Origin of the sequence: Sporosarcina sp. P29, from assembly GCF_002743265.1 — a bacterium.
Lineage (GTDB): Bacteria > Bacillota > Bacilli > Bacillales_A > Planococcaceae > Sporosarcina.
The window spans coordinates 96,795-121,511 of the sequence record NZ_PDYX01000006.1; the positions used below are offsets into that span (position 1 = coordinate 96,795).

Genomic DNA, 24,717 nt, shown 5'->3' on the forward strand with positions numbered 1-24,717 from the left:
TTTCTCCTTTATAGCGTAATATTTTCTGCATTTCACAATTATTTCATGTTCGTCTACATTTGTCCTGTATAACGGTTTAAATTTCCATTATAGACGAATTACAAATTGGGTAGAACTTTTCTAGCGCCTAATATCAACCAAGTGCTCAATACAAATGGCATCGTCAATGCGGGCAGTCCTAACGGCAATAACCAAATACTAACACTCGCCATGAGCGGGACTGTAATACAGGCCGCCACCACACCTGTAATAGGTGCATAGCGATTTTCCTTCGTGTTATACACGACCGTTACGGCTAGAATGGTTAAAATAGCATTGTACCCATATAAACCTAACATGATCAGCGTATGCTCTCCGGCTAAAGCAAGAGCTGTAACACATGCCACCACATTACCAATCACCGCATATATGCCCATTTTCCTGCTAGCCCAAAATACTGCAATGAATAATAAAAGACCAGGTAAAGTATCTGTGAGAAAGAAGATTTGACCGATCCCATTGAAAGTTGCTTGGAGTAGATTGATTTTACCTTCTATATGCAATTCCCAATTAGCTAAACTCTGAGGAGAAAGTGAATCACTTAACTTGATACTATCAAGCTTATAGGATGCTAGCAATGTAAACCAAGTGAATAAAATAAATGGTAATGTCAGGATTGGAATGCCGAGGCGGCCTAAGAAATACATAAGTGTAGCTGTAAATATCGCAGTGACCGCTGCTCCTACCAATGCCACGATCCAGGCAGTAGGTCCGGTCAAAAATGTTTGTAGCACTAATCCGGTAAGCACAGAGTTATAACTCATCAAACCTTTACTGACCAATGTTTGATCCGCGCCGCCTATTTTTGCAACTAGCGTACCAATCATAGCGGATAAAAGGGCAATGATGCCTAATGAAAGTGACGATACTGTAATAGCTAATAAAATCAGAAGGCCAGTTATCGTATTTTCGATATAAATGATTTGAGATATTCCTTTAATGGATTCTTTAAGAAAAGTCGTGAAACTTCCTTCTTTTATCATCTGCATCTTTTGATTAGCTCTTTTTTCCGCTCCCATATTCCTCACCTACTTCGTTTACTGTAGTAATCTGCTGATTCAAATGTTATTGCATTGTTATGAAGTGAATTAATTACCCGATTATCAAGTTTATAGCCAATGGTCAAGTTCTTATACATTCAATGCACTTTTTTGCGCGTTCAACTGAGCGAGTGTATAAACTATACTTCCTAAAACATATGATTTTATGAAATAGAACGTCTCCGGCTATTGCTCATCATAATCGTATTATGCTTTAAATTTCTTGGACAAGATTCATTTGTCTGTTCATGCCCATAACGTAAGAGTGTGTAAGGGAATAAGGATTTAAAAAGATGATGGTACAAAACACGTGATAGTAGATGGAATGACCCGAGTATTGATTTTTAATCTATGCTTCTTCTGTCCTTCACAGATTTCAAGGGAAAGCGGGGTGTCTATAAATGGAATACTTACAGAATCTTTGCCAGCAATATGCCCAGATCGTTAACGGAAAGCCTAAAATAGAAAAAGGTATCTGCACTGTAGAAATAGGTAGAAACTTTCACTTGACTATACAAGGCCGTGAAAGTAAAAGTGCGCTTCCAGCCGGAATGACATTTGAATCACTGGATGCTCAAGGAAATGCACTCAATCTTGCAGAAGTAGTAGTACTTCAAGAAGAATTGCCCGGATTTATTTATGCTCTCACTAGAAACGGGTTAATCGTAAGCGCGATTCATAATCATTGGGTTTTCACTAACCCAACTATTCTCTATGTTCATGTCCAATCTGTTGAGCCACCACTTTCTTTCGCCAGAAAATTCGCAGAAGCGTTTAGTGTCTTGAAGCATTAACATAAGAACTTTTATATGATGTTACTCTTCTTCGATTTCCTAGAATACGAAATCTGCTAATATTTACAAAGTTACTGTAGATAAGACTGCTGACCGTCTATAATCAACCAAATGAAGAATCGTATTCTTGAAATCAGACACACTGAAAACTTTCGGCACCTATATAGTTCTCTGACTAAAAAACCTACTCTAGACATCACAGTATTTTGTATTTGAATAAAATGGTCATCCCGGTATTCATAATAAAATGAACAAAAACCGGAACTAAAATATTGTTTGTCTTAAAATATATCCAACCCAAAACTAGACTTGGGATACAGATCGTTACTAACATCATAGGCTTTTTAAAGTACTGGATATGGATGATCAAAAACAATAAAGTTGTTAATACAATCGCAATCCCTTGGACATTTGTACTTATGTAAAGTAGGTTTTGAATAATACCTCTAAATAACGTCTCTTCAAACAATGCAGCTATAAACATGAAAGTAATAATACTTGTCAATGAATGGTCTTGATAGGTTTTATTGGTATCATCAATATAATGTGAAGGAATAGCAAAGGCTAAGACGACCCCGAATATTAATAAAGCAACAGAAGAAACCAGCGCAATCATTATAGATTCTATAGGTTTGTCAAAGGAAAGTACGTTTTGAATTGCGAGTACATCGAAAATCACAAATGCAAAGATAACAGCAAAACAAATGAATGTAAACAAAGAAAACATAGAAATTGCATCTTTCATTTTGAACGCAGGCTTTTTATTTTCTAAACTGTTCTTCACATGATCCATATATGACGTCCTCTCTAGATGACTTTAATAAAACTAGAATAGTGTAAATACCCATCACTACTTTTTCAGCAAAACAAAATAGCTCTATTACTGGACGAAAACGGTTTAATTATTAAAACAGTCTTCATAGTTCATATAGTTTATTTATCATAAAGCAATAATTTTACTACTCTACTGACAACTCGTTCAAAAACGGTAATAATTCTTTTTCAAAGTCGACCGATTCATCATTGGCCAGTTGACGTAAATATTGTGCTGTTTTCGACTTTTGTTCAGCTGATAATTGTGCATATAAATCAGGATCAACAAATTCCTTCACAATACGTGCTACCGTGTACATTTCAGAATCTGTTGTCATACGCATATAGTTATATTGCACTTCCGCATATCCATACAGTGTATATAATGGTGATACATACTCTTTTTCGTACCCTTCATTTTCAAAAAAGAGCGCACTATCCCTTAGCATATCTTGAATGCCGTTTTCCATTCCTGCTTCATAAACAGATTTTTTATTATAAAATACACATGTCGTAATTACAAATAGGGTTGTCAATATGAACAATATAATTAGACTTGCTTTTACTTTCATAGAATCCCCCCAACTTCTCCAAATCAAGTAAAGTACACCCCGTTGTTCTCCACGTTAAGCGCGCCAATTACTGAACGGGTTTCCGGTAACAGTGAAGTTTGTAATCATTTAATTACTGTGTAATGCAATTCAACAAACTGATTGAAAGGTCTAGTGCCTTTTAGGGATAGATCGAGTGCATAATCGGCTGGTTTAAATAAAGGAATTCCCTCTCCGATGATTGTTGGTGCAACGGTTATGATCAGTTCATCGACTAACTTTTCCTTTAAAAATGTATGTAGTATATCTCCACCACCAACTATCCAGATATCTTTTCCTTCTTCTTTTTTTAAATTATTTGTAAATCCCACAATATCTCCTTTTATAAATGTAACGTCATTTGTATCCGTTACGGACGATCTTGAAAAAACATAACTATTTTTAGTTGAATAAGGATATTGACCTTTTTCTTGTTCCATAATCCAATCATATGTCCTCTTTCCCATTAAGATTGTATCTATCGTTTCGAAAAACTCCGAATAGCCATTATCTCCTTCCCCCTCCACTTGAAATAACCAATCAAGTGAGTCATCTTTTGTTGCGATATAACCATCTAAACTCTGAGCAATAAATAATACTAACTTTCTTTGTTTTTTCATACTAATCCTCCTACTAAATTTATCTGATTTTCTCCGCCAGCTCTAAAATAATCCCCTCTGGACCACGAACGTAGCATAGCTTATAACTTTCTTCATATTGCTGTATTTCACTAAACTTTCCTATACCTTTTGGTAGCCGTACGCTTGTTTATACTATTATGTTTAAAACTAGACCCAAGACAAGCACGTATATCCACATAACAGAAAGGATTGACAGTACGTATAACTGCTTGTGAAATTCCTTCTATTATATATTTCACCTTTATTAATACACGTCTTAGGTGATTTTCTTTCCGTCTTCTCTTATACTACTAATATATCAACGGAAAGGAATTACTTCATGATTACACAATTTTTCTCCTACTACAAGCCACATCGGCGCTTGTTTTTGATCGATTTTTTTAGCGCCATTTTCGTAGCACTTCTTGAACTAGCATTCCCTCTCGCTGTTCAGTGGTTTATCGACGGACTCCTGCCGTCAGGAGATTGGAACCGAATTATCACCGTGAGTTTCTTACTATTGCTCGTCTATTTAGTGAGTACGTTCCTTCATTATATTGTGAGTTATTTAGGACATAAACTCGGAATTAATATCGAAACCGATATGCGTCGTGAATTGTTCGAACATGTGCAGAAGCAATCATTCCGATTTTTTGACAATACAAAAACCGGCCATATTATGACGCGCATCACGACCGATTTATTCGATATCGGTGAATTGGCTCACCATGGACCAGAAGATGCTTTCATAGCGATCATGACTATTCTAGGTGCATTCGGAATCATGTATACGATCAATCCTGAACTCGCTTTAATCGCCATCGTGATGGTACCGCTGCTCGCAGTAGTCGTCTCCTTCTCGAATAAGAAGATGAATGCAGCATGGCATAAGATGTATCAAAATATTGCGGATGTCAACGGGCGGGTTGAAGATTCTGTTTCGGGTTCACGCGTAGTGAAATCATTTACGAATGAAAACTTTGAATTACGTCGTTTTCAGGAAGACAATGATCAGTTCCGCTTAGCTAAACTAAAAGCGTATAAAGTTATGGCGTGGGCTACGTCTTCAATGTATATGCTCACTCGCCTCGTCACACTCGTCATTTTAATAGTCGGTGCCTGGTTCACAGTAAATGATAAATTAACATATGGTGAACTAGTCAGTTTTATTTTATTTAGCAATATTTTAATTAAACCTATTGATAAAATTAGTGCTTTGCTGGAATTGTATCCAAAAGGTATGGCGGGTTTCAGTCGTTTCCGCGCATTAATTAACCAAGAGCCAGAGATAAAAGATGTGAAGAACGCAAAAGTCGTTGATCAGTTACGCGGAGATATAACACTTCATGACGTGACATTTGGTTACGACGCTGAGCGACCCGTCTTACGCAATATCGACTTAACGATTCACGCTGGACAAACTGTTGCGTTCGTCGGTCCGTCAGGTGCTGGAAAGACGACTATTTGTTCACTCATTCCTCGTTTTTATGAAGTCAATGAAGGGTCTATTTCAATTGACGGATTAGATATTCGAGAAATGACGCAGAAATCATTACGCAGTCAAATTGGAATCGTTCAGCAAGACGTGTTCTTATTTACAGGAACGATTCGAGATAATATTGCGTACGGTAAACTGGATGCAACAGACGATGAAGTATTTAAAGCGGCAGAAAAAGCCCATCTTACCGATTTGATCAATAGCATGCCGAATGGTTATGACACACAAATTGGGGAACGTGGATTAAAACTATCAGGTGGTCAAAAGCAACGCCTGGCCATCGCTCGGATGTTCTTGAAAAATCCACCGATTCTTATTCTAGATGAAGCGACTTCCGCACTTGATACAGAAACAGAGCGCATTATTCAACAATCACTAGAGGAATTATCCGTTAATCGCACCACACTCATTATCGCGCATCGCCTCACCACGATTCGCAATGCCGACCAAGTCATCGTGATGACGGAAGACGGTATTGAAGAGCAAGGAACGTATGAAAATTTAGTACGTCAAAAAGGTACATTCGCTCAATTGCATCAAGCTAACCAAGTATAAGTAAATAGGAAAATACCTGTGACGCAAACATACAAGTTTGCGTCACAGGTATTTTATTTACATTTAATTAACGTTTCCAAACGTCAGCATATTCTTCTTTTCGTTCAAATTCTAGCTTAGCGAATGGACACAAAGGTAGAATCTTCCTATCTTCAGCACGTGCTTTAGTCACCACTTCTTTTACCAATGATTGAGCAATACCTTTTCCTCTTAATGAAGGATCAACGAATGTATGATCAATAATAAAGATTGCGGGATTAGGCGTAGTAAAAGTAATCTCAGCAATTAATTGACCTTCGTCATTTTCTAAATAAAAGCGATTTTCCCCTTTTAAAAACGTAACTTTCTCCGAGTCCTCTTTTTTAATATAACCCAATGCTCCCGATGGACATGCATCAATGACCTTCATCACTTGATTGGCTTCTCCGTTATCGGGCAAAATCCACGGTCTGCGTTTCGGATTAAACACTTCCGCGTTTCCACGAGCGCAAACTCCTGCATGTTCACATTTTTTTATTGAATAAAAAATGTCTAGATCTGACCCTACATATTTCTTATAACCGTCATTTAAATAATTCTCTTCGACTTTGTTCATCAAAACCAACCTCCCTGAGTTATGAATACTTTATGGTAATGTAAAACAACTAACATTAACTTACTATAAAGATAGTACATTCAATATAATTTTACAATCGTTTTTAGTGCATATTTCGACAATATTCTGTTAATTATCTATAAATGGATAACGCTCATGAATAGACTTGATAATTAGAAATCTTTATAAAAATACCTGTGCCGTAATCAAACGTGAATGTCTAAAACACTCATGAATGATTAAAGCACAGGTACTTATACATATGGAGATAAAGCGAATTCGTTACCAACGACTATCTTAGAAATCACTCCAAACGCATAGTCGTAATGCACGTATTGTCCCCTTCGAATGTAGTAATTTCAGATACAGTTTCTCTCGCATCTTGTTTAATCGTTACCGTGAATGTGTCATCACGTGGAAGCCACAAGTCGATAAATCCATTAGCTTCAGTTGTTTTGACGTCATCGAGAATTACATTTCCTTCAGAATCTTCTATATGCACATCGAATTCTTCCTCAACGAGTTCACCTTGACAGCCTGTTAGACTATGGACATCACAAGGGTGTGTAGTGTTAACGAATGGAGCAATCGAGACAAAAAATTCATCTTCAGGAAGATCATACTTCGTCACGTTTTTATCATCATCTGTCACAATTAGTTCAGACGATGTAATTGAAGCGGACGCAGCTACAGCATTTCTCACCGTATAGTCTTTTACTAATTTTTTAATATCTACTGTCTCTTGTGGTTTTGGTGATGGTTGTACTTCATTATTCGCATTTTCATTGCTGCAACCAACTGACAAAGCGGTGATTAGTAGCAATATGGCCATTAATTTCCCTTTCATCTTCTCACAACCTATTCCAATTATTTTTGTGTCTGTTTAGAAGAACTTATGTAACAAATGTTTGACCTTTTATAAAACGTGTATATGATCTTTACTTACATACAATGAAAAGAGCTGCGCGAGGCAACTCCATCATTGAAACATTACTTTTCTGATAGCTCGTCTTCAACAACCCATTTGTGATTTAGTACTTCTTCTCCATCAGTTGTTGACGCATAATCGATCATATAGACAGTCGTCTGTTCTACAGATTCAATTTCTGCTGTCGCGCCTTCCATGCCTTCCATATGATCAGCGAGTACAGTTACTTCAGTTCCTTTGTCTAGAGGAGCTGGAGCCGGATCTTCTAGTTCTTCATGAACTACCCATTTATGATCCAACACTTTCTCGCCGCCATCTGTCGGTGTATAGTTGATAGAATAGGCAACTGTATCAAATGCGCCAACGATAGTTGCAGTAGCCCCCTTCATACCTGCCATATGGTCCGTTTCAATAATAGCTTCAGATCCTACCGGGTATGTCGGGTTTTCCGCTTCCATTAAACCTTCGGGAATACTGCCGTCGCTCGAATGGTCCATCCCTTCCATATCATTGTGTGAAGTTTCTTCACTCTTAACAGGCTCTTCCTCTGTTGGCGTCGCCGCTCCACATCCAGCAAGCACTAGAGCAAACGCTGCACTTATTGAAAGTACTTGTTTTTTCATATGTCTTCACTCCTTCATTAAGTTAATATTAGTATAGCAATTTCTGTTCTTAGTTTAAGCTAAATCCCTAAACTCCTAACAAACTCCTTAATTGCCATAAGGCTTACGTACAAAGCTTTGCTCGTTTTTTATAAGATGGCCAGTCACACTTAATGGATGCTTTCTGCATACATTTTCGATACGTTTATCTTATACTGCTCGATAGAGGGAAAAGGAGCGCATGCTATGAATAAAATCTCAACGAAGTTAGCAGCTTCATTCATTATTTCATTTCTTATTTTGGATACATTGTTAATGGTCTATTTACATCAGACGATCACACATGCCCGGGTGGATGAAGAACTAGATCGACTCTTAAAAACGGGTAGCAATCATCGAAATGTGTTGGAGGATAATTATACTGAAACGACTTTGCATCATATTATTCTTATGGAAAGCGGTGGTGAACGAGACGTCGCGATTCTCGATGATAGAGGAAATATCGTACAGCATTCACTGGATACTGAAGGTATTCTCGGTCCATATGTATCCCAAGTAAATGAAAAGCTACTGACTGAAGATACTATATTACCCGTTGATTGGGAGAAGTCTCCTTATCTTGTCAGTGTGCATCCGTATGAAGCAAAAGGTGTTTCAGGGAATCTTGTCATGCTGCAAAGTACGGTTCCTATACGACAACTTGTCAATCAACTCAATGTACATTTTCTACTTGCAGGTGGTGGAAGCATTGTCGTTCTGTTCGTTGTCTACTTATTACTATCTAAATGGTTAACACGCCCACTCATTCGAATGAAAGAAGCAACGGAACAGATGAGCGAAGGTTTGTACGATGTGGACTTGCCGAAGCTTTCGAATGATGAGCTGGGAGAACTCGCAGCTTCCATCCGGAAATTATCGAATGACTTGAGTCGTGTCAAACGCGAACGAAAAGAGTTTCTAGCGTCCGTGTCTCACGAAATGGGAACCCCCCTTACGTACTTGATCGGTTATGCCAAAGTGGCTCAACGCACAGAACTGAGTGATACAGAGCGGTTCAACTACTTATCGATTATTGAAGAAGAAGCCGAGCGCTTAAAAACACTCGTGAAAAACTTGATGGATTTAGCGCAAATGGATGAAATGACGTTCACTGTGACGAAAACCGAATTCTCTGCTGAAGAGTTCATCCGAGATATTGTACAGCTCGTCCAACCATCTTTTGATTTGAAAGGAATTACGCTTCTGATTGAACAAGCTGGCGATTTTCCTATCGTGGCAGATCGAATGCGTCTTGAACAAATTATTCTTAATCTGTTAGACAACGCGCTACATTATTCTGAAACTGGCAGTACCGTAATCGTTCGTGCGTTTCAAGATAAAAAGCATAGCATTTTACAAGTGGAAGATAGCGGATGCGGCATTGCAGTTGAAAATCAGCAACAAATATTTGAAAAGCTCTACCGTGTCGAGAAATCGCGTTCCCGTTCATTTGGCGGTGCTGGTCTTGGTTTGGCGACGGTGAAGGAATTAACAGAAGCGCACGGTGGCACGATCGAGGTAGAAAGCGAATTAGAAAAAGGTAGTATCTTTACGGTACGATTATAATGAAAGTAGATGATGCATATGAAAACAATTTTGCTAGTTGATGATGAACAACGCATGCTCGATCTGCTCGAACTATTCCTCGCACCACACGGATATCGTTGCTTGCAAGCGACTGACGGCCAAAAAGCACTTGAGCTATTCAGCGTGGAGGACGTACATCTTGTATTGCTCGATGTCATGATGCCTGGCATGGATGGCTGGGAAGTTTGCCGCAGAATTAGAGATGTTTCAGCTGTACCTGTAATTTTATTGACGGCTCGATCTGATAAATCTGATGTTGTAAAAGGACTTGACCAAGGGGCGGATGATTATATTACAAAACCATTTGACGAGCGCGAACTTACCGCGAGAGTGCGCGTGGCATTACGGCGTACAGAGGACGACAATCAACCGAAGTCTATTCATGAAGGTCCATTCACTCTTAACTTGGAGTCCTATTCCATCCTATACGACACGCAGGAAGTTCGTCTTACATTAAAGGAATTCTATATTATTGAAGCGATGATGACTCGGCCAAATCGGACGTTCACACGGGAAGACTTGCTTCAAGTAGCTTGGGAATATGATACGTATACGGAAGTTCGAACAGTCGATTCGCATATTCGAAATCTACGAGATAAGTTGAGGAAATCGAATTTCCCCATTGACGAGATTTTGATGACAGTTTGGGGTATCGGCTATAAGTGGAGATAATTACAGATCATGCTATACACATAAAAAAGGCTACTTTCCATGAATGAATGGAAAGTAGCCTTCTCTTATTGATCGGCATGCCGACGATTGACTCTTTTGCCCTGTTGTACATAGGAGTATGTAACTCTCGTTATAGCAAACTTGGTGATTTTTTCTTAATTACGTAAAATAACATACACTAGATATACAACGTACGCTACAGCTAACATGAGACCTTCACGCTTACCAATTTTGAAGCCCGTTCTAGCGAATAGCAATAATACTAAGGTCAATACAAGCATTATGATGACGTCAATAAATACTTTATCGTTCACCGCGATGGGCGTAATGACAGAGGAGGCCCCGAGAACAAACAGGATGTTGAAAATATTGCTCCCGACGATGTTCCCTAAAGCAATTTCGCTCTCCTTTTTCAATGCCGCTGAAATCGATGTAACTAATTCAGGCAGAGAAGTACCGATTGCGATAATCGTAAGACCTACCAATGTTTCACTCATGCCAAGAGAATAAGCGATTTTCGTGGCGTTACTTACGACTAAATCTCCTCCGAAAATAATTGCTGCCAGCCCGACTAAAGTAATTAGTATATTCTTGCCCCACTTCACATTCTCAGTGGCTTGTGTAAGCGTAGAATTTTGACGGCTTCTAAGACCAAGTTCGATCACATAGTACATAAAGATTGAAAGGAATAGCAAGAAAATTATTCCATCACCACGGGTAATCATATTGCTACTGAAGCCTTGTAGTGCCATATCACTCATCAACACCAACATCACTATACCCGCCAGCAAAGTAAACGGAATCTCTTTCCGTATCGTTTCACTTTGTACCTTCAGCGGAAACAGAAATGCTGCCATCCCGACAACGATCGTAATATTGAATATATTACTCCCCACTACGTTCCCTACTGCGACGTCCGCGTTTCCGCCCATCGCTGCAATTATACTGACCGTCGCTTCTGGTGAGCTAGTTCCAAGTGCTACAATAGTCAGCCCAATCAATATAGGTGGAATTTGTAAAAGTCTTGCGATATTTGAAGAACCATCCACGAAATAGTCGGCCCCTTTTATTAATAATACAAATCCAATAATGAGTAAAACATAGGACATATATTGGTTACCTCCTCCATAGGAATGATATTTCTAATTAGCTGTATGCAAGCGTGTCTAGACTACAATAAAATAATTGCTTCAATTACTGCATACTTGAGGCACATAATGACATGCACCATGATGAAAAACAGAATATGTATTTGACTTTACTTCCCCATAGCATTCATCCTTCTCAATCCCAGATATGTTATACGATGTAAGCTCTACTACTTTGCTCCTTCCCTCTTTTGTTTTTTCATTTTTGATTATCTCACGTCATCACTACTTATGCATCTTACAAGTCATACAAAGACATTCACTTCTCGTCATTACATGCTCTCTTGAGTGGTGTTGAAATCTTTTATAAAAATAGCTTGTCCATAGATCTATCTTTACAGACAAGCCAGCGATATACTTTTCTACAAACTTACTATAGGACTGAATGTACAATATTTTGGAGATTTTCTTCTGATTACGCATTTCTGTTTCCTCACCGATCACATAAGTTACATGTAAATAACGGAACCTATGGAAATTAAAAGTATAATTACTCTTTGAAAACCGATTAAGGTATGGTAGACTGTTCCTGTTCGAACAATTAAATACTATAACTAGGGGTGTCCAACGTTATTGGACTGAGATGGAATGATAGTACACGCATTCCGGACTCTTTGGACCTGATCTGGCTCGTACCAGCGTAGGGAAGTTTTCATTTTATCAGCGACGCGTATTTTTGCGTTTTGAAGACCAGGTCCTATCTACGGAACTGGTCTTTTTTGTTGCCGATTCCCATCACTTAAATCGAGTCATGTCGCCCCTTAAAAGGAGACGATGACAAAATGCAAGAGAAGAAAGAAGAAATCCATATCCATGAATGTTTTCCAGCCAGTAGAAAGATTTACGTACGAGGAAGTCGTCCAGACATACTCGTACCAATGCGTGAAATTGAGCTATCACCAACTGTAACTGATCAAGGTGAAATAGCGAATGAACCTTTCCGTGTGTATGATACAAGCGGTAAATATACGGAAGCTGGTTATCAAGTGGATATCAAAAAAGGACTTCCAATTATCAAGAAGAACTGGATAATTGAACGAAATGACGTGGAAGAGTATGAAGGCAGGCAAGTGAAGCCGCGGGATAATGGATATCGTTCACTAGAAAATATGCAAAAAGATGCAGAATTTCCATTGTTGAAACGTAAGCCATTACGTGCAAAAAGCGGCATGAATGTTACACAAATGCATTATGCGCGCAAAGGAATCATAACACCTGAAATGGAGTTCATTGCAATCCGTGAAAATGTAACGCCTGAACTTGTACGGGATGAAGTAGCGAAAGGACGGGCAATTATTCCGTCTAATATTAACCACCCAGAAGCGGAACCGATGATTATCGGAAGTAAATTCCATGTGAAAATCAATGCGAATATCGGTAATTCTGCTGTCTCCTCATCGATTGCTAAAGAAGTGGAAAAAATGACATGGGCTACACGTTGGGGTGCAGACAATATCATGGATTTGTCAACAGGAAAGAACATTCACACAACACGTGAATGGATCATCCGCAACTCCCCTGTCCCAGTAGGAACGGTACCACTTTATCAAGCGTTGGAAAAAGTGAACGGCAAAGTGGAGGATCTCTCATGGGAAGTATTCCGCGACACATTGATCGAACAAGCAGAGCAGGGTGTCAGCTACTTTACAATCCATGCGGGTGTTCTACTCCGTTATATTCCCATGACGATTCATCGTGTGACTGGAATTGTCTCACGGGGTGGTTCTATTATGGCACAGTGGTGTATGTTGCATCATAAAGAAAGTTTTCTCTACACACACTTTGAAGATATATGTGAAATTATGAAACAGTACGATATCGCGTTTTCATTAGGAGATGGATTACGTCCCGGCTCAATTGCTGATGCCAATGACGAGGCACAATTCGCTGAACTTGAAACACTTGGCGAACTGACGAAAATTGCGTGGACACATGATGTGCAAGTCATGGTAGAAGGTCCTGGACATGTGCCAATGCATTTGATTAAGGAAAACGTTGATAAGCAAATGGAGATTTGCCAAGAAGCACCTTTCTATACGCTCGGTCCTTTGACGACAGATATTGCGCCTGCTTATGACCACATCACATCTGCTATTGGTGCAGCTATGATCGGTTGGTTCGGAACGGCAATGTTATGCTATGTAACTCCTAAAGAACATCTTGGTTTACCGAATAAAGATGATGTGCGTGAAGGCGTCATTACGTATAAAATCGCAGCCCATGCAGCTGATTTAGCTAAAGGTCATCCGAATGCACACAAACGTGACGACGCATTATCAAAAGCCCGTTTCGAATTCCGTTGGCGAGATCAATTTAATTTAAGTTTGGATCCTGAACGCGCGATGGAATATCATGATGAAACATTGCCGGCTGAAGGAGCCAAGATCGCCCACTTCTGTTCGATGTGCGGACCTAAGTTTTGCAGTATGCGAATTTCACACGACATTAGAAAATACGCTGATGAAAACAGTTTAGAAGAGAAGCTAGCAATGGAAAGTGGCATGAAGGAGAAAGCTGAAGAATTTAAAAAATCCGGTGCTGAAATCTATTATTGATAAGGAGTGAATGGAGTTATGACAACTGAACAGTTAATTCATCAGATCTCTGTAAAACGCCGAAATCTTCATCAGTTAGAAGAACAGTTGGCTCTCCTGCAAGCACAGTGCATACACGAATATACTGAAAACGTAACCTATAGGAAGTGTATGAAATGCTTGAAGATCGAGAGTGTCCATTATTAATACATGTTCTGCCATTCATGAACAGGATTTGTGCTCTTTTAGCTTCCTGAAAAAATCATCGGTATTGTGACTCAATATCGTTTTCCATTCACGCGCCCGATTACACAAATACTTTTAGCCGTTGTCCTTTAAAAGTTGAATTTGAAGTTGGTACAATAAAAAATGACCCACCTCGTCCCTTTACAATGCGGACGTTGGTGAGTCATTTTCATCATAATAACAGGATCTGAAATCGCAGACATTTTCAATGTACCCCTTTACTAAGTAAGTTACACTCAAAAGCCCTCCATTGCTGGAGGGCTTTTGAGTATTAATCTCAGTATTTAATCTATAGATTATTTTAAACACCCAGCTGCCGCACTCCCTGCTAGCCATACCCCGCCAACAACAGTACCTAAAGCCCATCCTGCTGGACCACTAACACCTGCAACTGTCATAAGCCCAGTAAAGGCTCCAGTATGTGCAAAGCCAGCAAGAGTTGCAGCGCCACAGCCACTTATTTTAGCCATCGACACAACATTCGAGTTTGCTTCTTCGATTATTTCTTTTTTGTACTTCTCACCTTCTGGACGCGCTAAAACTTCATTAAGTTTTTCTAAGGTTTGTACTAACTCATTAAAATATTCTTTACCGATTCGAGATTCCAATTCTACTTCTCTTTCGATGGTCACTGTGCCATCTTTTTCATTCAATACAAGATATTCCGAAGTAATCTTAGCTACCTCATCCACATGTAAACTAGCAGCCTGAGTATTTTGTGGTGTCCATACAATACTAACCATCATCACTAAACAAGTAATAATGGTAAATATACTGAACTTATTTTTCTCAAATAACATTCCAGTCATTCCCCCTACTTCTAAGCAATAATCATAATAAATGTAAAACTAATTACAAATCTCATTATTCCTTACGTGATAATAAAGAGATAAAAAAGTTTATTACAAATCCCGCTACTAACAATAGAATTAATAATGGCCAGGTAATTTCGTTTTGCACACTACTTATTAGGATAAAAACAAGAACAACACTAATTAACGTAATTAGCAAGTGGCTCATTTTCATTGAGATCACCTCCGCCATTGCTATATATAAATAAATCTTGTTTGGATATTACACTAACATATGGATTCAAATCACAATAAAGTAAATAAATAATTACATGTATTCATTAAACTGAATGTAACTTAATATTAAAAAAGATACGTTTAATCAAACTCTTCGTATTCATTCGGGTGCTGTCCTTCTACTCTTCCCGCTTCACCTTTATCTAAAGAGTCAATTTGTCTCATATCTTCTTCGGACAATTCAAAATTGAATACATCAAGATTCGCTTTTTGATGGGCATAGTTAGATGATTTCACGACCGTTAAAATATCATTCTGTAGGTTCCAACGAATAATAATTTGCGCTGGTTGCTTATTGTGTTTTTTAGCTATCGAGACAATCGTTTCATTTTCTAACACGTCGTTTAATTCGCGCCCTAAAGGACTCCAAGCTTCTGTTACGATACCGCAGCTTTTATTGTATTCTACTAGTTCGTTATTGTTAAAATACGGATGGCGTTCAATCTGATTGGTCGCCGGCGTTACACCTGTTTCCTCAATGATACGCTCTAGATGTTCCGGTAAGAAATTAGAAACACCAATCGTCTTAATCAGTCCGAATTTCTGTGCATCGACTAAAGCTTTCCACGCTTCTACGTATTGATCTTGTTTTGGAAGCGGCCAATGAATCAAGTATTTATCAAAGTAATCGATTCCGATACGATACAGTGACTCTTGAATCATCAGAATTGCTCTTTCGTACTCATGTGAAGCTCCAGGTAGTTTGGAACTGATCAGCAGTTCTTCTCTAGGCACAGTTGACCGCCGAACCGCTTCTCCTACCATTCCTTCATTATTATAATTCGTTGACGTGTCAATGAGTCTGTATCCCGCTTCGATCGCGTTTAACGTACTCACTACACCTTGCGCGCCTTTAACCTTTACTGTGCCGAAACCAATTGAAGGAAGGCTGGTTCCGTCATTCAATCGCATCGATTGTACGATTATCTGTTCCATTTTTATCTGACTCCTTTTTAAAGTAAATTCTTCTATTTAAAAAACACGAATTGATCGGACGTGTCTTCTACTCGTCTCAGTCATGTGATTTCCCTTACTGAATGTGAACTAAACATTCTCTGCAGTTTTCAATAAAAAAGCACCTATGTCTGTACTACACATGAATAGCTGAACATCCACGTGTAGTACTGGCACAAGTGCACTTCTTATTTTTCCTTGAACGATCGATACAGCAAATAGCAAAATAAAACAAAGCCAGAGAATGCGACAATGAACTGAACGGCAAATCGATCTACTTGCGCTACTTGTTGCAACACTTGAAGCGGATTGAAAACAACATCCCAACTATTGAAGCGCAAGAACCTTCCAATATAAACGCCGATTCCTGTCAGCAAACCTACACTTACAATACTCGCGTAGCCAATCTTCTTGGAATACTTCTTTCTAACCATCTGTTCGAAAATATAAACAGACTCCAGACCCACTACGATGGAATAAAAGAAGCCCATAGCAATCACTAACAACTTGGTCCATATGAAGATGTCCTGGCTGTATACTATACCGCCACCTGGCGCATAGGGGCCTGCATTTGACACCCATCTGAACTTTTCATTCGCTATATGAATAAAATCCGTTACAACATAGACAGAGTTAGGGAAGAAAAACAACCAAAGCAGTATCCAGAAAACAGTCCAACTGATCTTCTTCTGCCCTATCGTCGTGACTGCTTGATTAATGAAGAAAACTGGTAATATGGCCAATAACACATTCCAAGACAACGCCGCATAGAGGAAATCCAAACTCTTAAAGAGCATGACCAGACAGACGCCCCAATAAGCCAACATGAATAATACTAGTATTTTATGTTTCTCAATAAATGTTTTCATTGAACCTCCTGTTAGTAATAATGGGTATATGTTTACTCTCAATCTCAAATTAACTACTAGTGTAAACGAATCCAATTGAGTTAAGTTGCAACTGCATAAAAGATTCTATAGAGTTCTCTAGATATAGAGAAGGTATTTCAAAAATGAACGCATCATGATGCTTTATAAGAAAGGAGCTTGAATTACGTGGAACCTAACAAATACTTAATGACCAAAATGGGTAAAGAAGCTCTAGTAAAAGAGTTAGACGAGTTACAAACAAAGAAGCGCGAAGATGCATTACAGCGCGTTAAAAATGCACGCAAGTTTTGTGATTTTAGAGAGGACTCTGAATACGAAGCTGCCGTAGAGTCACAAGCACAAATTGAAGAACGTATTGTATTTATCTGAGACAGACTTCGACATGCCGAAGTCACTTCCGTACCAGATGATGAAACAGATACTGTCGTTTTCGGTGCACCTGTGACATTTATTGAACTACCGGATGGTGAAAAAGAAACCTATACGATTGTGGGTGTCGAAGAAGCTGATTTACTGGAAGGGACTATTTCGAATGAATCACCACTTGCCAACAGCTTATTAGGACATTCTATAGGTGACCAAGTATCTGTTCAAACACCGAGCGGAGAAATGACCCTTCTGATCGTAGCGGTACGATGAATACAATTAATCGTTTGATTATATACCGTTAGGGGTATATAGTTACACTAGACACATTATATAAAACCTAGTAACTGGAGGACGTAAATTGAAACGCATTAAAACTATAGAAGAATGGCGAACTGTTAGAGAAAGTTCTGAAAAACAATCCGTTCTTCTCTTTAAAATGAGTTTGACATGTTTCAGCAGCCTATCCGCAAAAAAAGAATTACATAAACTTGTTACAGATTTACCACTCTATGTCATTGTCGTACAAACGGATCAAGCCATTTCAAAAGCGATTGAAAGTGACTTAAATGTTAGACATGAATCGCCACAATTGTTAATTGTAAAAGATCAAAAAGCAACATGGCAAGCGACACATTATCACATTAAAGAATCTGTAGTCCGTGATGCAATTGAAATGTATAGCTGATTTTAAACACATCTGCGCAAGAGATTTTCCGCAACGTATATACAATCACGTTAGTTTCAGACACGGGTATTTTTATAGACTTTCGCACAAACAAACAAACAAACAAACAAACAAACAAACAAACTAGTGCTTTGTTTGTTTGTGCGAAATATAAAGCTTATATTGGTATCCTTGTAGTCTCAACGCTGTACTTTTCATCCTCTAACTCCCTTGTTTAGAACCAGTATCTGTAACTCAAAGCCACGTACACACTTTAAAAATGAGACAACTCCACGCACACTAGGTGTATGTATAGATACATTTCCTCAAACACTTTACGACTTTATTTATTCAATTTGATCATCCATACAAGAAGATCTTGCAGAACTGTTGTGTGGAGAGTGTAATGAATGTACTGCCCTTTTTTCTCCGAAGTGACAAGCCCTGCATTACGTAAAATGTTTAAATGATTGGAAATGCTCGGCTTACTCATCTCGAATTCTTCGTGTATTTCACTGGCAGTTAGTGATCCTTTTTCACTGAGTAGCGTTAGTATTTGTCTTCTCGTTTCATCGTTTAAGGCTTTAAAAATATCGTTCAAATCGAGCTTCTCCTTTCATTTCAAGCATTTAGATGTTTGTCTAATTAGTTATTTACCTAATTATATACTACTTGAAGCAATTAAAAAAGTACCTGTGCTGAAAACAAATAGGAATAGTTAAACACTCCTGTTTGTTTTCGTACAGGTACTCTTCGAAGAAATGTATACTTCAAGTTCATACGGCTTACAGCTTCGTGCGCTCTTTCAATTTACCGTGCAATTCGTTTAATCTCGCCATCAGTTCTTCATACTCCGACAAGCCAATATTACACAATTGAATTTCTTCATTGACTCGCTCTATAATCGTATTTTTTTCGTTTTGCGCCTTTTTTTCGAGCGTGACATATACTTTACGTTCGTCTTCTATAGAACGTTCTTTGCGTAGCCAACCTTTTTCCTGCATACGGGAAATCATCGGCGTGAGCGTCCCTGTACCTAGGCCGACTTGTTCGCCAAGCTCTTTCATCGTGATTCCGTCCTGCTCCCATAACGCGAGGAGCACCAAGTATTGTGGATACGTAAGGCCAAATGATTTCAAGACATTAGCGTATAGCTTAGTAAACTCTCCTGCCGTTTCATAAACAGCAAAACACAACTGTTTGTCCAGCGTAGAAAAGTCTTTCTTCATAATAGCTTTTCCACATCTTCCGCAAGTTTTGCAGGATCCGTTTGGGGTGCGTATCGTTTCACGACTTGTCCGTTGCGATCTACTAGAAACTTTGTAAAATTCCATTTGACTTTTTTCGACAGCAGTCCACTTTTTTCTGTTGTGAGGTGATCAAATAGTGGATCGGCTTCATCACCATTTACATTTACTTTTCCCATGATCGGGAATGAAACACCATAATTCAGCTGACAGAACTCAGTCGTTTCATCAATATTATCAAATTCCTGGTCATTGAATTGATCGCAAGGGAAGCCGAGTACCATCAAGCCATCTTCTTTATATTGTTCATATAGCGATTGTAAACCACCGAACTGTGGAGCAAAGCCGCATTTACTCGCTGTGTTGACGATGACTAAAGGTTTCCCTTCATACTCTTTCAAAGACAATATCTCGCCATTCGGTTTTTTTACTTCAAAATCGTAAACGGATACCATTTGAATACCTCCTCTTATTTTACTGTGATTTCAACTTCTACATTTCCATTAAGTGCTTTAGAATACGGGCAGTAATTATGTGCTTTCTTTGCATATTCTTCTGCCGTTGCTTGATCGACACCCTCAATTGTCACTTCAAGTTTCGCACCTAGTTTGACACCGCCATCCGTTTTATCTGGATAAAGTGCCACAGTTGCGATGACTTCACTACTAGCATACTCTACTTTGCCTTTATCTAACTGAATTTCGAGTGCACTGTTGAAACATGCGCTATATCCAGCCGCAAACAATTGTTCAGGATTCGATGCGCCAGACACAACACCGCCAAGTGCTACAGGTTTCGCTACATCTAGATTGAATATATTATCGGGTGAATAAACAGAGCCATCGCGTCCGCCTGTGTTAATAATCGTCGTTTCGTATAGTGGTTTCATGTAAAATTCCTCTTTTCGTTTTTTATGTTGTGTACGATTTAATCTTAAGCGATCTATTGGGTAATTGCAATGATTTTGTTTCTGAATAGAACATAAAAAAATATCCGCGCATGAACTTTCATGACTGTTACCCAATCACATAAGTTCTTTTGCACGGATACTTCTTTTACAATTTATTTTCATTGCACCAACTCGTCCGATATTGTTACATTACGTAAGGTGACATTCTATAGAATATGATTTCCATATGAATGAAAGAGTTATCTTTACGCATTTCCCTCATCCTGCTTTACTAATTGATCTGCAATATTTGCGCCAATAAAGAAAGCAGGCGCCGATGTATTGCCGTCCGAAACAAACGGCGCAATGGAATCATCTGCAACAATCAAATCTTTCACACCGAATACTTCTCCCGTAGCATTCACAACACCACTTTCTTCATTTGGTGCCATTCTTAGTGTGCCTTGTATATGATGTGTTGGACCTAAGTTCTCCTTAATGAACGCTTCCAGTTTGCTGTCGTCTTGAATCGTTTCTAGTGTAGGTGTAACAAGTTGGTAGTGCGAGTCAATTTTCGATAGTTCTTGTACAATGTTTTTAATATAAACCTTATAAACGTTTTTTATTGTTTCCAGGTCAGATTGATTATTCAAAAACTCTACATCAGCAAGAACAATTTTTAATGGATCCGCATTTTGGATTCTGACAGTTCCTTGGCTTTTTGGTTCCAATAAAATCAAAACGATACTTAGCATTCCACCAGTCCCGATTTGGCCAATTAGCTGGACGCCACGTCGATTGGGGTCAGCACCAGGTGTTGGATCTGGCAGGAAGGCTCCACCTGTATAAAGCGCAAATGGATCCGCTTCCGGAAGTGCTTTATCAGTTGTATTCGTTGTGAACATCGCTGTATTTACCGGGTGCGTAGTCATGTTCTTCCCCACATTCGCATTATGATGAACAACGGGAATGCCGGCTTTATCCAGTATGTCAGCTGGTCCGATTCCAGAAAGCATTAATAACTGAGGGCTATTCATTCCCGCCGATATAATGATTTTTTTACGAGCATATGCGTAATAGCAGTTTCCATCTTTTAAAAACTCCACACCAATTGCTCGCTTTTCATTATCAAAAATCACACGCTGTACCGTTGAATTATAAGATACTAGTAACCGTCTTCCATTTACCCCTTCACCGTTTCCATTCATAACATCCGGTGAAAGAAAAGCGGTATCAGCACTTTCTCGTTGACCATAGGGAGTCTGGTATAGTTGCCATCTTGTAAAGGGGCCTAGTGGTGTATTGGGATCATTATAGTCTAAAATTCTAGTGAAACCCGTGGCTCTTTCCATTGCTGTCACCAATTTTTCAGTCATACTGGTTGGATTAGCAGGAGCCTGTCTAATATCCAACTGTCCGTTATATCCTCTAGCATTCGGATTTTGAGTCTGGCCATTGTAAGTTTCTAGTTTCGAAAATTGATACGTTTCTTGTTCAGGTGACCAAAGCGGACCTAAAAGATTTTCCCATCGTTTCATATTTACCTGCGACGGTCTTACATATTGGTTATTGTTAATGGAGGATCCACCTCCCAAAGTTCGCCCACCTGTCCAATCAAATGTTCTATTTTTGACGTTTTTCTGCGGGACACTTTTTCCTTGCCAGAAATATTGCGGGAAAAAGTCGTCAGTGAGAATAAAAGGTGGAGCAAACAAAGAATCTCTAATTGGCTGTTCCTTACTGTTATTATCTCCTGCCTCTAAAACTAACATCGAATTTTGGTGATCATCAGTTAGCTTTCTTGCAACCGCAGCACCTGCTGGCCCCGTTCCAACCACGATATAGTCATATGTTGGTTGGTCATTGGTTCCTTTATTCATTTCCATCCCCCTAGACGATTTTTGTGCAATATATCCTATGGCAAGGAGAGTTGGTTTATGAAGCATTGCGTGGACTATAGAATTAATGTTAGCGATGCGGTAATCAACGAAACATAACAAAAAAGCACCGCGATATGCGATGCTTTTTTTGCATTAATTCTATGTCAAGCGGCTTATTATTTCAGCTCACTCAACAGCTCACCTAGTTTTTTCACGCTAGCTGTTTCTTCTGTTACGGTTTGTTGCAATAGCTCTTTCTGTCTGCCGAGCGCATCTGTCAAAGTAGTGATTTCTACTGACAAATCCGGCTTCGTTTGTTCCTTCTTTGCTTTCAAAGACTTGATCGTGTCGAATAGGTCTTCATGGTCGACGATTCGTCCAGCCCCCCACATAAGCTGCTCTTTCGGTGCTTTTATGACATAGTCCGTGAAGTAGTTGAATACTTCCTGATCGAAGTCATACGCATACCAGTTGTTATCAATTGCGTATAAGTACTCGTCCAGTGGTGTGGCGATATCACCTGTCTTTAACGCCTCAATGGAAGCAGCTAAGTTTTTCACGTTATTTTGCGCATGTTCATGAGGGAAAATCGGTTCATCTTCCCACGTCAATCGCACGAATTGGTCTTCCGCGTATTTATAAGCAGCCAACAAGTCGCTATTTAACTCACGACTTTCCTCGTACAGCTTCTTCGCTCCGTCTGCATCTTCTTTTTTGAGTGCTTCGGCATACTTTTTATTCACGTCAGCGACTTTTGTATTCACTTGTTCTGCACTGGACATGGCCTGATCGATCTCTTTCATCAAATCGCCTGAAACAACAGATGCCTGTTTAAATGCATCGGCATCGATCAAATCTTTCATTGCTTGCAAACGTGTCGTAAAGTCTAAAGGCACAACAGCAGTTTGATCGTAGTGCATGGTCAATAATCCATAAAGATTTAAATGGAATTTCAGCGCCTCTGCATTGAACGCCTCTTCACTGTCGAATTGAGAATGATAATGAGAGTGCATAAATTCACTATCTTGGAAATCATTCCGCAGCGCTGGCACACCGGCAATACTGAATGAAAAATCATCTGACCATGTACGTAGTGGAGAAACGACTGAAATTCCATCTTTGTACACATCGGATAATGGCGGCACTTCTTTTGCGAACTCCGTCAAGTAGTTATTCAACTCGTAAGTCGAACGGATTTCATCTTGTGTCGTATGTTCAAATGCTGGAAGTTCAAAGTTCATATTCGCAAATGTCTTTCCGACCCACTCGGGATGAATATTGAAGATTTGATTGTAAGCACCTGTCGACCAGTCGTATCGAGTATTCGACTTACCCCATTCTTCCGCTGCGATCGCATTGAAGATCAGGGTCTTTTCTGGTTGGTAGCCGCTGTCAATCATGCCTTTAGCGATTCCTAGCATCAAACCGATTGCTGCATTGTCATCTTGGAACCCGGCGAAATACGAATCATAATGGCCAGATAATAGGATATAGGAATCCGGATCTTTTCCGACAATTTTCCCGTAATAATTATATGCTTCCTGATCCATCTTCACTGTAGATTTAGCATCAAATTTAACGGTAAGCGTGTCATTTTCACTAGCTTCAAGTGCCTTTTTCAGTTCACCTGCATCGGTCTGAGACATCGAGAACGCAGGTGCATCGTCCGGTCCGCAAATATCCTGTGAATTCAACGCATCGGGATCAACTTCGGCATAACCAGCTTCTTGCACCGCAATAACCGCCGCTGCACCTTTCACATGGGCTTGATACGTAGGATAATTAATCCACCATTCTTCACGTTGATTAATGTCAATTAACACAAGTTTCCCTTCGATATCCAATCCTTCTAATTCTTCCGCAGTTCCTTTTCCTGCATAGACTATCTCAAGATCTTTCACACCGTTCGTGTCAAAGTTCACTTGATACCCACCTAGCACTGCGAGATGTTCTTTACCAGTAGTATCAGTGAAGGTTAAATCGGCTTTCTCAAACTCCCAACTATCTACCGTAAATGCATCTTTCGTCACTTCGGTCAATCCGATTTTCTTCATTTCTTCTCCAATTTTCTCCCCAGTCTTTCGTTCCGCTTCTGATCCTGCAGTACGATAGCCCAGTTTCTCATTGGTTTTATATTCTTCCATTCCTTTAGCAAATTCAAAAGCATATTCTACATCTACTTCAGACAAGTACTTGTCCTTTTCATCTGATAGTGGAACAGTCTTTACATCCTCCACAGGTTCTTTCTTCTCATTGGAAGTATCTTCTTTAGGCGTACATGCAACGAGTGACGTTGCAACGAGCATGGACAACGTTAAGTAACTCACCATCTTTTTCATATATCACAGTCCTTTTCATTTTTTGCAATCAATTCATTAAACGATATAGAGTGAGTTTTCGCAATAGAAATTTTCAAATTTCACGACTAAATCTATT

At 39.2% G+C, this 24,717-nt stretch carries 24 protein-coding genes, 2 pseudogenes and 1 riboswitch; of the genes and pseudogenes, 8 read left to right on the plus strand and 18 right to left on the minus strand.

All coding sequences use genetic code 11. The features are described from left to right. Positions 1–98: 98 nt before the first annotated feature. Positions 99–1,058 carry an urea transporter gene (locus tag CSV68_RS07415; RefSeq protein ID WP_099633382.1) on the minus strand — a complete coding sequence of 320 codons (960 nt, stop codon included), beginning with the start codon at positions 1,056–1,058 and terminating at the stop codon, positions 99–101. A 422-nt stretch (positions 1,059–1,480) separates the two neighbouring features. Here CSV68_RS07415 and CSV68_RS07420 point away from each other — a divergent pair, with 422 nt between their 5' ends. Further along, positions 1,481–1,873, plus strand: a complete 393-nt coding sequence (locus tag CSV68_RS07420; protein WP_099633381.1) for a DUF1259 domain-containing protein — start codon at positions 1,481–1,483, stop codon at positions 1,871–1,873. Between the two features lie 196 nt (positions 1,874–2,069). On the opposite strand, the gene CSV68_RS07425 is transcribed toward CSV68_RS07420, so the two are convergent. From CSV68_RS07425 to CSV68_RS17400, 4 genes and pseudogenes are all read right to left on the minus strand, one after another. Then, positions 2,070–2,666, minus strand: a complete 597-nt coding sequence (locus CSV68_RS07425; RefSeq protein ID WP_099661808.1) for a CPBP family intramembrane glutamic endopeptidase — start codon at positions 2,664–2,666, stop codon at positions 2,070–2,072. 166 nt (positions 2,667–2,832) lie between these two features. Further along, entirely contained in the window at positions 2,833–3,258 is a 426-nt protein-coding gene (locus CSV68_RS07430; protein ID WP_099661809.1) for a hypothetical protein, read from the minus strand. Positions 3,259–3,362: 104 nt separating this feature from the next. Further along, on the minus strand, positions 3,363–3,896 hold the full coding sequence (locus tag CSV68_RS07435; protein WP_099661810.1) for a dihydrofolate reductase family protein: 534 nt from the start codon (positions 3,894–3,896) through the stop codon (positions 3,363–3,365). Positions 3,897–3,915: 19 nt separating this feature from the next. Then, positions 3,916–4,026, minus strand: a pseudogene (locus CSV68_RS17400) (VOC family protein); the annotation flags it as partial. 210 nt (positions 4,027–4,236) lie between these two features. Between CSV68_RS17400 and CSV68_RS07445 the strand changes: the two are divergent. Next, on the plus strand, positions 4,237–5,949 hold the full coding sequence (locus CSV68_RS07445; RefSeq protein WP_099661811.1) for an ABC transporter ATP-binding protein: 1,713 nt from the start codon (positions 4,237–4,239) through the stop codon (positions 5,947–5,949). Between the two features lie 67 nt (positions 5,950–6,016). On the opposite strand, the gene CSV68_RS17520 is transcribed toward CSV68_RS07445, so the two are convergent. From CSV68_RS17520 to CSV68_RS07460, 3 genes are all read right to left on the minus strand, one after another. Beyond that, on the minus strand, positions 6,017–6,544 hold the full coding sequence (locus CSV68_RS17520) for a GNAT family N-acetyltransferase (RefSeq protein ID WP_099661812.1): 528 nt from the start codon (positions 6,542–6,544) through the stop codon (positions 6,017–6,019). 304 nt (positions 6,545–6,848) lie between these two features. Further along, positions 6,849–7,391, minus strand: a complete 543-nt coding sequence (locus CSV68_RS07455) for a CueP family metal-binding protein (RefSeq protein ID WP_099633375.1) — start codon at positions 7,389–7,391, stop codon at positions 6,849–6,851. Between the two features lie 143 nt (positions 7,392–7,534). Next, complete coding sequence (locus CSV68_RS07460; RefSeq protein WP_099633374.1) at positions 7,535–8,095, minus strand: YdhK family protein; 561 nt, start codon at positions 8,093–8,095, stop codon at positions 7,535–7,537. A gap of 225 nt (positions 8,096–8,320) precedes the next feature. Between CSV68_RS07460 and CSV68_RS07465 the strand changes: the two genes are divergently transcribed. Together CSV68_RS07465 and CSV68_RS07470 are read left to right on the plus strand one after the other, a co-directional pair. Then, positions 8,321–9,679: a sensor histidine kinase gene (locus CSV68_RS07465; RefSeq protein ID WP_099661813.1), complete on the plus strand. Its 1,359-nt coding sequence runs from the start codon at positions 8,321–8,323 to the stop codon at positions 9,677–9,679. Positions 9,680–9,697: 18 nt separating this feature from the next. Further along, positions 9,698–10,372, plus strand: coding sequence for a response regulator transcription factor (locus tag CSV68_RS07470; protein ID WP_099661852.1), 675 nt, complete (start codon positions 9,698–9,700; stop codon positions 10,370–10,372). Between the two features lie 155 nt (positions 10,373–10,527). Here CSV68_RS07470 and CSV68_RS07475 read toward each other — a convergent pair whose 3' ends face one another. Further along, entirely contained in the window at positions 10,528–11,481 is a 954-nt protein-coding gene (locus CSV68_RS07475) for a calcium/sodium antiporter (protein ID WP_099633372.1), read from the minus strand. Between the two features lie 585 nt (positions 11,482–12,066). Then, positions 12,067–12,184: riboswitch (TPP riboswitch) on the plus strand. Between the two features lie 118 nt (positions 12,185–12,302). Between CSV68_RS07475 and thiC the strand changes: the two genes are divergently transcribed. Next, positions 12,303–14,075 (plus strand): phosphomethylpyrimidine synthase ThiC, encoded by a 1,773-nt coding sequence (gene thiC / locus CSV68_RS07480; protein ID WP_099661814.1) that lies wholly within the window; start codon positions 12,303–12,305, stop codon positions 14,073–14,075. A 521-nt stretch (positions 14,076–14,596) separates the two neighbouring features. Here the strand turns inward: thiC and CSV68_RS07485 are convergent. From CSV68_RS07485 to CSV68_RS07495, 3 genes are all read right to left on the minus strand, one after another. After that, a complete protein-coding gene (locus tag CSV68_RS07485) occupies positions 14,597–15,100 on the minus strand; it encodes a hypothetical protein (protein WP_099633370.1) in 504 nt (167 codons plus the stop codon). A gap of 369 nt (positions 15,101–15,469) precedes the next feature. Next, a complete protein-coding gene (locus CSV68_RS07490; RefSeq protein ID WP_199168379.1) occupies positions 15,470–16,324 on the minus strand; it encodes an aldo/keto reductase in 855 nt (284 codons plus the stop codon). A gap of 206 nt (positions 16,325–16,530) precedes the next feature. Beyond that, positions 16,531–17,211, minus strand: coding sequence for a DUF1361 domain-containing protein (locus CSV68_RS07495; RefSeq protein WP_099661815.1), 681 nt, complete (start codon positions 17,209–17,211; stop codon positions 16,531–16,533). Between the two features lie 186 nt (positions 17,212–17,397). Between CSV68_RS07495 and CSV68_RS17615 the strand changes: the two genes are divergently transcribed. From CSV68_RS17615 to ytxJ, 3 genes and pseudogenes are all read left to right on the plus strand, one after another. Then, positions 17,398–17,601, plus strand: coding sequence for a GreA/GreB family elongation factor (locus tag CSV68_RS17615; protein WP_368665174.1), 204 nt, complete (start codon positions 17,398–17,400; stop codon positions 17,599–17,601). 57 nt (positions 17,602–17,658) lie between these two features. Next, positions 17,659–17,871, plus strand: a pseudogene (locus tag CSV68_RS17620) (GreA/GreB family elongation factor); the annotation flags it as partial. A gap of 88 nt (positions 17,872–17,959) precedes the next feature. Continuing rightward, positions 17,960–18,286 (plus strand): bacillithiol system redox-active protein YtxJ, encoded by a 327-nt coding sequence (ytxJ, locus tag CSV68_RS07505; protein ID WP_099661816.1) that lies wholly within the window; start codon positions 17,960–17,962, stop codon positions 18,284–18,286. A gap of 322 nt (positions 18,287–18,608) precedes the next feature. On the opposite strand, the gene CSV68_RS07510 is transcribed toward ytxJ, so the two are convergent. From CSV68_RS07510 to CSV68_RS07535, 6 genes are all read right to left on the minus strand, one after another. Continuing rightward, positions 18,609–18,866, minus strand: a complete 258-nt coding sequence (locus tag CSV68_RS07510; protein WP_099633367.1) for an autorepressor SdpR family transcription factor — start codon at positions 18,864–18,866, stop codon at positions 18,609–18,611. A 184-nt stretch (positions 18,867–19,050) separates the two neighbouring features. After that, a complete protein-coding gene (locus CSV68_RS07515) occupies positions 19,051–19,494 on the minus strand; it encodes a MarR family winged helix-turn-helix transcriptional regulator (protein ID WP_099661817.1) in 444 nt (147 codons plus the stop codon). Beyond that, positions 19,491–19,967, minus strand: coding sequence for a glutathione peroxidase (locus CSV68_RS07520; protein WP_099633365.1), 477 nt, complete (start codon positions 19,965–19,967; stop codon positions 19,491–19,493). The genes CSV68_RS07515 and CSV68_RS07520 overlap by 4 nt, the downstream gene beginning before the upstream one ends. A gap of 14 nt (positions 19,968–19,981) precedes the next feature. Next, positions 19,982–20,401, minus strand: coding sequence for an organic hydroperoxide resistance protein (locus tag CSV68_RS07525; RefSeq protein WP_099625833.1), 420 nt, complete (start codon positions 20,399–20,401; stop codon positions 19,982–19,984). Between the two features lie 266 nt (positions 20,402–20,667). After that, complete coding sequence (locus tag CSV68_RS07530) at positions 20,668–22,287, minus strand: GMC family oxidoreductase (protein WP_099661818.1); 1,620 nt, start codon at positions 22,285–22,287, stop codon at positions 20,668–20,670. A 170-nt stretch (positions 22,288–22,457) separates the two neighbouring features. Further along, positions 22,458–24,620, minus strand: coding sequence for a M28 family peptidase (locus CSV68_RS07535; RefSeq protein WP_199175015.1), 2,163 nt, complete (start codon positions 24,618–24,620; stop codon positions 22,458–22,460). Between the last annotated feature and the right edge of the window lie 97 nt (positions 24,621–24,717).